The organism is Streptomyces sp. AcH 505 (genome assembly GCF_000818175.1).
In the GTDB taxonomy this organism is placed as follows: Bacteria; Actinomycetota; Actinomycetes; order Streptomycetales; family Streptomycetaceae; genus Streptomyces.
In genome coordinates this window covers 3,076,815-3,081,556 of sequence record NZ_JTIY01000001.1, presented here as the reverse complement: position 1 = coordinate 3,081,556, position 4,742 = coordinate 3,076,815, and the positions used below count along the sequence as shown (strand labels likewise).

The following is a 4,742-nucleotide window of genomic DNA, read 5'->3' as shown; positions in this document are numbered from 1 at the left end:
GGCCGCCCGTGGTCGTGCGGCTGCGACGACCGGCGGTCGTACGCGTACGTCGGCGCTGCCCGTGCCCGGTGTGCGGGTGCTCGCGGTCGCCTTCCTCGGCATCGGCTCGGTCTTCGGCGGCATGCAGGTGTCGCTGACGGCGTTCGCCGAGGAGATCGGCGAACCCGGCGTCAACGGAGTGCTCTACGGGATCTTCGCCGCGGGCAACATGCTCGCCGGGATCGTCTGCGGCGCCGTCGCCTGGAAGACCGGCCCGCGCGGCAGGCTGCTGGCCGGCTACACCGGGCTCACCCTGTTCGCCTCGGCGCTGTGGGCGGTGCACTCCGTGCCGCTGCTCGCCGGGCTGGGGCTGCTGATCGGGCTCTGCATCGCGCCCGCGCTGATCAGCGGCTACACGCTGGTCGAGCGGCTGGTGCCGGCCGAAGGCCGCACCGAGGCGTTCACCTGGCTCACCGGCGCCGTGGCGCTGGGCCAGGCGGCGGCCGTCACGGTCGCAGGACAGCTCGCTGACACGCACGGCGCGAGCGCCGGGTTCGTGGTGCCGCTGGCCGGTACGGCACTGGCGCTGATCACCCTGTTCGTCCTGCGGTCACGGCTCACGGTGAAGACCACGGGCCTTGTCGCGGCGCGTGGGATGAGTCACCGCGAGCCAGTGGCAGTGGACTGATCGCTCGGAATACGTCACTATGGAGCGTCGTTAGCACTCATTGAGTGAGAGTGCCAGGAGGAGCAAGTGCCGACCTACCAGTACCAGTGCACCGAATGTGGCGAGGGCCTTGAGGCGGTGCAGAAGTTCACCGATGATGCCCTCACCGTGTGCCCCAATTGCCAGGGACGCCTGAAGAAGGTGTTCTCGGCGGTCGGCATTGTCTTCAAGGGTTCCGGTTTCTACCGGAACGACAGCCGGGGCTCGTCCACGAGCAGCGCGCCCGCCGCGGCCAAGTCGGCCTCCGGTGGCGAGTCGAAGTCGAACTCCAAGGCGACGGCCGGTTCGTCGGCGTCCGCCTCGGGCTCCAGCTCCGGTTCCGGTTCTTCGAGTTCGGACTCCGGTTCGGGTTCGAAGTCGGGTTCAGGCTCGAAGTCGAACTCGTCGAGCAGTTCCAGCGGCTCGTCAGCCGCCTGATCCGTCGATCGGATTCGTCGCCCGGATTCGTCCGCCCGGATTTTTCGCTTTCGAGGACCCCGCCGTTTCGCACGGCGGGGTCTTCGGCATGTCCCCGGCCACTTGGCCGCTCAGCCGCTCGGCCTGACTGTCGGTGGGTGCCGATAGTGTGACGGACATGGCGAACGCAGAGATCGGTGTGATCGGTGGCTCGGGCTTCTACTCCTTCCTGGAGGATGTGACCGAGCTGCCCGTCGAGACCCCGTACGGACCGCCCAGCGACTCCCTCTTCCTCGGCGAGATCGCCGGCCGCCGGGTCGCCTTCCTGCCGCGGCACGGCCGCGACCACGACCTGCCGCCGCACCGCATCAACTACCGCGCCAACCTGTGGGCGTTGCGCTCCGTCGGCGTACGGCAGGTGCTCGGCCCGTGCGCCGTCGGCGGGCTGCGCCCGGAGTACGGCCCCGGCACCCTGCTCGTACCGGACCAGCTCGTGGACCGTACGAAGGCCCGCGCCCAGACGTACTACGACGGGGTGCCGCTGCCGGACGGCAGCGCGTCCAAGGTCGTCCACATCTCGCTGGCCGACCCCTACTGCCCCGACGGCCGCGCTGCCGCGCTCGCCGCCGCCCGCACCCACGACTGGGAGCCGGTGGACGGCGGGACGCTCGTCGTCATCGAGGGGCCCCGGTTCTCCACCCGCGCCGAGTCGGTGTTCCACGCGGCGATGGGCTGGTCGGTCGTCGGGATGACCGGCCACCCCGAAGCGGTCCTCGCCCGCGAACTGGGCCTCTGCTACACGTCGATGACGCTCGTGACGGACCTGGACGCGGGCGCCGAGACGGGCGAGGGCGTGTCGCACGAAGAGGTGCTGAAGGTCTTCGCGGCCAATGTGGGCCGGCTGCGTACGGTCCTGTTCGACGCGGTGGGCGGGTTGCCGGCGAGCGAGGAGCGGGACTGCCTGTGCTCGCACGCGCTGGACGGTATCGACACCGGCCTCAAGCTGCTGCCGTAGCCGTCCCGAACCAGACGGCCAGGGCCTCGCGCAGCCCCTCGTGCGGTGGCCCGGCGGCGGGCGCCGACCAGGCCACGTAGCCGTCGGGCCGGATCAGCACGGCGGAGCCCGCAGCCGAAGGACGCTCCTCCGGCCGGCCGGTGACGAGATCGACCCGGTCGGGCAGGGCTGCCGCGATGTCGGCGACGGCACTGTGTCCGCCGAGGTCGAGCAGTACGGCGCGGCCTGCCCGCAGCCGTTCGGCGACGGCGGGCCACGCCGCTCCGGACGGCCGCGTGTCGGGGAACCACGGGCCGTACGCGGTCTCGGGCCCCGCCATCAGCGTCGCGATCCGCCGCCGGTTGCCGAGGTCGTCGAACAGCTCGGTGAGCAGTTCGCGCGCCGCCGTGATGTCCTCGCCGGGCCGCATCAGCGCCATCTGGGCGCGGGTCTGCATGAGGACCCGCCTGCTGACGGGCGCGCGCTCGGTCTCGTACGTGTCGAGCAGCCCGCGCGGCGCCACGCCCCGTACCTCGGCGGCGAGTTTCCAGCCGAGGTTGACGGCGTCCTGGAGCCCGAGATTGAGCCCGGGGCCGCCGACGGCTGAATGCACGTGGGCGGCGTCCCCGAGCAGCAGGACGCGCCCTGCCCGGTAGGTCTCCGCCTGCCGCGAGCTGACGCCGGTGAGCCGGCTCAGCCGGTGCGGCCCCTCGGTGGTCGGTGGCGTCAACGCCAGGTCCGTACCGAGCACGCGCCGTACGCCGGCGGTGAGTTCGCCGAACGTCACGACGGGCGCGGTGTTGTCGCCCGCCCCGGACGGCGGGCGGTGCCACTCCATGACGGAGACCAGATGGACACCGGAGCCCGGCGGCATCTCCGCGAACGTGAACACCCCGCCCGGCAGCCGGTTCTGGGTGTACGGGCGCAGCGGCGGCGCGCCGGGCAGGGCGAGTTCGCCGGTGCCTGCGCGGAGGAGGCCCGGCGGGACGACGGCATGTCCTGTGAGGGACGAGAAGGTGTCGTCGGTGGTGCCGGGGAAGCCGATGCCGGCCTGTTTGCGGACCAGGCTGTGGCCGCCGTCGGCGCCGACCAGATAGCGGGCGCGCATCCGGTACGGGCCGTCGGGGGCGCGTACGTCGAGGGTGACGCCCGCGCCGCCACCGGCCGCGCCCTGATCCGCGCCCTGGTCGTGCGCGGTGAGTTCGTGGCCCCTGCGGATCTCCACGCCGAGTTCCCGGGCGCGTTCCTCCAGGACCTGTTCGATACGGGCCTGCGGCACCAGCAGGGTGGCCAGCGGGTTCGGGTCGAGTGCGCGCAGGTCCAGCGGGATGCCGCCGAACTGGAAGAAGGGCGTGGCCTCCGGCGGTCCCGCCCGGCCCGCCAGCCGTTCGTACAGGCCGCGCAGGTCCAGCATCCGCACCACCTGCCCGACCAGCCCGTTGGCCCTGGGCGCCGCGCCGCGCGCCGGCAGCCGCTCCAGCACCACGGGGCGTACGCCGGCCAGGCGCAGCTCACAGGCGAGCAGCAGCCCGTTGGGGCCGCCGCCCGCGATCACGACCTCGGCAGCGTTCATCGGGTATCCCTTCGGCATGTCAGTCCGGATTGACAGTGTCAGTCTGGGTTGACAATCGGACGCCTGTCAACCCAGACTGACGTCATGGAATCGGATGACCTCTCAGCACGACTCAGGTCGCGGGAACCGGCCGTGGGGCTACGGGCGGTGAGCGCCCTGCACCGGCTGGCGGAACAGGTCGAGTCGGCCGCCGTGGCGCGGGCCAGGGAGCAGGGCTGGACCTGGGAGCAGATCGGGGACGCCCTCGGCGTCTCGCGACAGTCGGTGCACACCAAGCACGGGAAGTGAGACGAGCATGTTCGAACAGTTCACCGCGGACGCCCGTACGACCGTCACCTCGGCGCTGGAGACCGCGCGGCAGCGCGGCGACCGCCGCATCGGCACCGAACATCTGCTGCTGGGGCTGCTGGACGCGCCCGAGTCACCGGCCGTCCGGGCCCTCGACATCGATCTGGAGACCGCGCGCGGCGCTCTCGACGCCCTCGACCAGGACGCGCTGGCGATGCTCGGTATCGACGTCAAGGGCGTCGCCCGGCCGCCGGTACCGCTCTCCCGCAAGCGCACCCCGTTCACGTCGGGTGCCCGTGCGGTGCTGCCGCGCGCGCTGGCGGAGGTACGGAAGACGGGCGGCCGGCGCATCACGCGCGAGCATCTGCTGCTGTCGCTGCTGAAGTGCGAGCGGCCGGATCCGGCGGCCGAGCTGCTGGACCGGTTGGGCGTGGACCGCGACGCCGTACGGGAACGCGTCCGCCAGGCCGAGTGACTCATCCATGGCCGGGTGATTCACCCCTAACGGCAGGGGAGTTATCCACAATCGTCCGCTTGTCCACAGCCTTGAGCGGGATCTGGCGGAACCGTGGATCGTGAGGAGCGACCGCACAACTTCTCACGTCGGACGGTGGTTGCCATGTCCCGTGTCCCTCTTCCCCTGCCTCCCCTGCCCTCTCCCCCGCGCGGCGTGCCGCCCTTCGAGCCGCTGCTGGTACGCCGTCGTGGTCAGCGGCTGCACAGGGCGCTGGTCCGGCGGCGGCGTGCCGTGGCGGCCGGTCTCGCCGTGACGGCGGCGGCCCTGG

General features: G+C 72.0%; 6 protein-coding genes. 5 read left to right on the top strand and 1 reads right to left on the bottom strand.

The genetic code is table 11. The features are described from left to right. The 3 genes from HY68_RS14115 to HY68_RS14105 form a co-directional block, all read left to right on the top strand. A partial coding sequence (locus tag HY68_RS14115; protein ID WP_157874442.1) for an MFS transporter occupies window positions 1-667 on the top strand: 667 nt, incomplete at its 5' end. 66 nt (window positions 668-733) lie between these two features. Continuing rightward, on the top strand, window positions 734-1,123 hold the full coding sequence (locus HY68_RS14110; RefSeq protein ID WP_041988729.1) for an FmdB family zinc ribbon protein: 390 nt from the start codon (window positions 734-736) through the stop codon (window positions 1,121-1,123). A 157-nt stretch (window positions 1,124-1,280) separates the two neighbouring features. Further along, window positions 1,281-2,117 carry an S-methyl-5'-thioadenosine phosphorylase gene (locus HY68_RS14105; protein ID WP_041988727.1) on the top strand — a complete coding sequence of 279 codons (837 nt, stop codon included), beginning with the start codon at window positions 1,281-1,283 and terminating at the stop codon, window positions 2,115-2,117. Here the strand turns inward: HY68_RS14105 and HY68_RS14100 are convergent. Next, complete coding sequence (locus HY68_RS14100; protein WP_041988724.1) at window positions 2,101-3,669, bottom strand: FAD-dependent monooxygenase; 1,569 nt, start codon at window positions 3,667-3,669, stop codon at window positions 2,101-2,103. The two genes, HY68_RS14105 and HY68_RS14100, sit on opposite strands and share 17 nt — an antisense overlap. Before the next feature lie 84 nt (window positions 3,670-3,753). Here HY68_RS14100 and HY68_RS14095 point away from each other — a divergent pair, with 84 nt between their 5' ends. Both HY68_RS14095 and HY68_RS14090 read left to right on the top strand, forming a co-directional pair. Then, the gene (locus tag HY68_RS14095) at window positions 3,754-3,957 is read left to right on the top strand and encodes a helix-turn-helix domain-containing protein (RefSeq protein ID WP_041988720.1); all 204 of its coding nucleotides are present in this window, start codon (window positions 3,754-3,756) and stop codon (window positions 3,955-3,957) included. Between the two features lie 7 nt (window positions 3,958-3,964). Next, window positions 3,965-4,432 carry a Clp protease N-terminal domain-containing protein gene (locus HY68_RS14090; RefSeq protein ID WP_041988718.1) on the top strand — a complete coding sequence of 156 codons (468 nt, stop codon included), beginning with the start codon at window positions 3,965-3,967 and terminating at the stop codon, window positions 4,430-4,432. Window positions 4,433-4,742 lie beyond the last annotated feature (310 nt).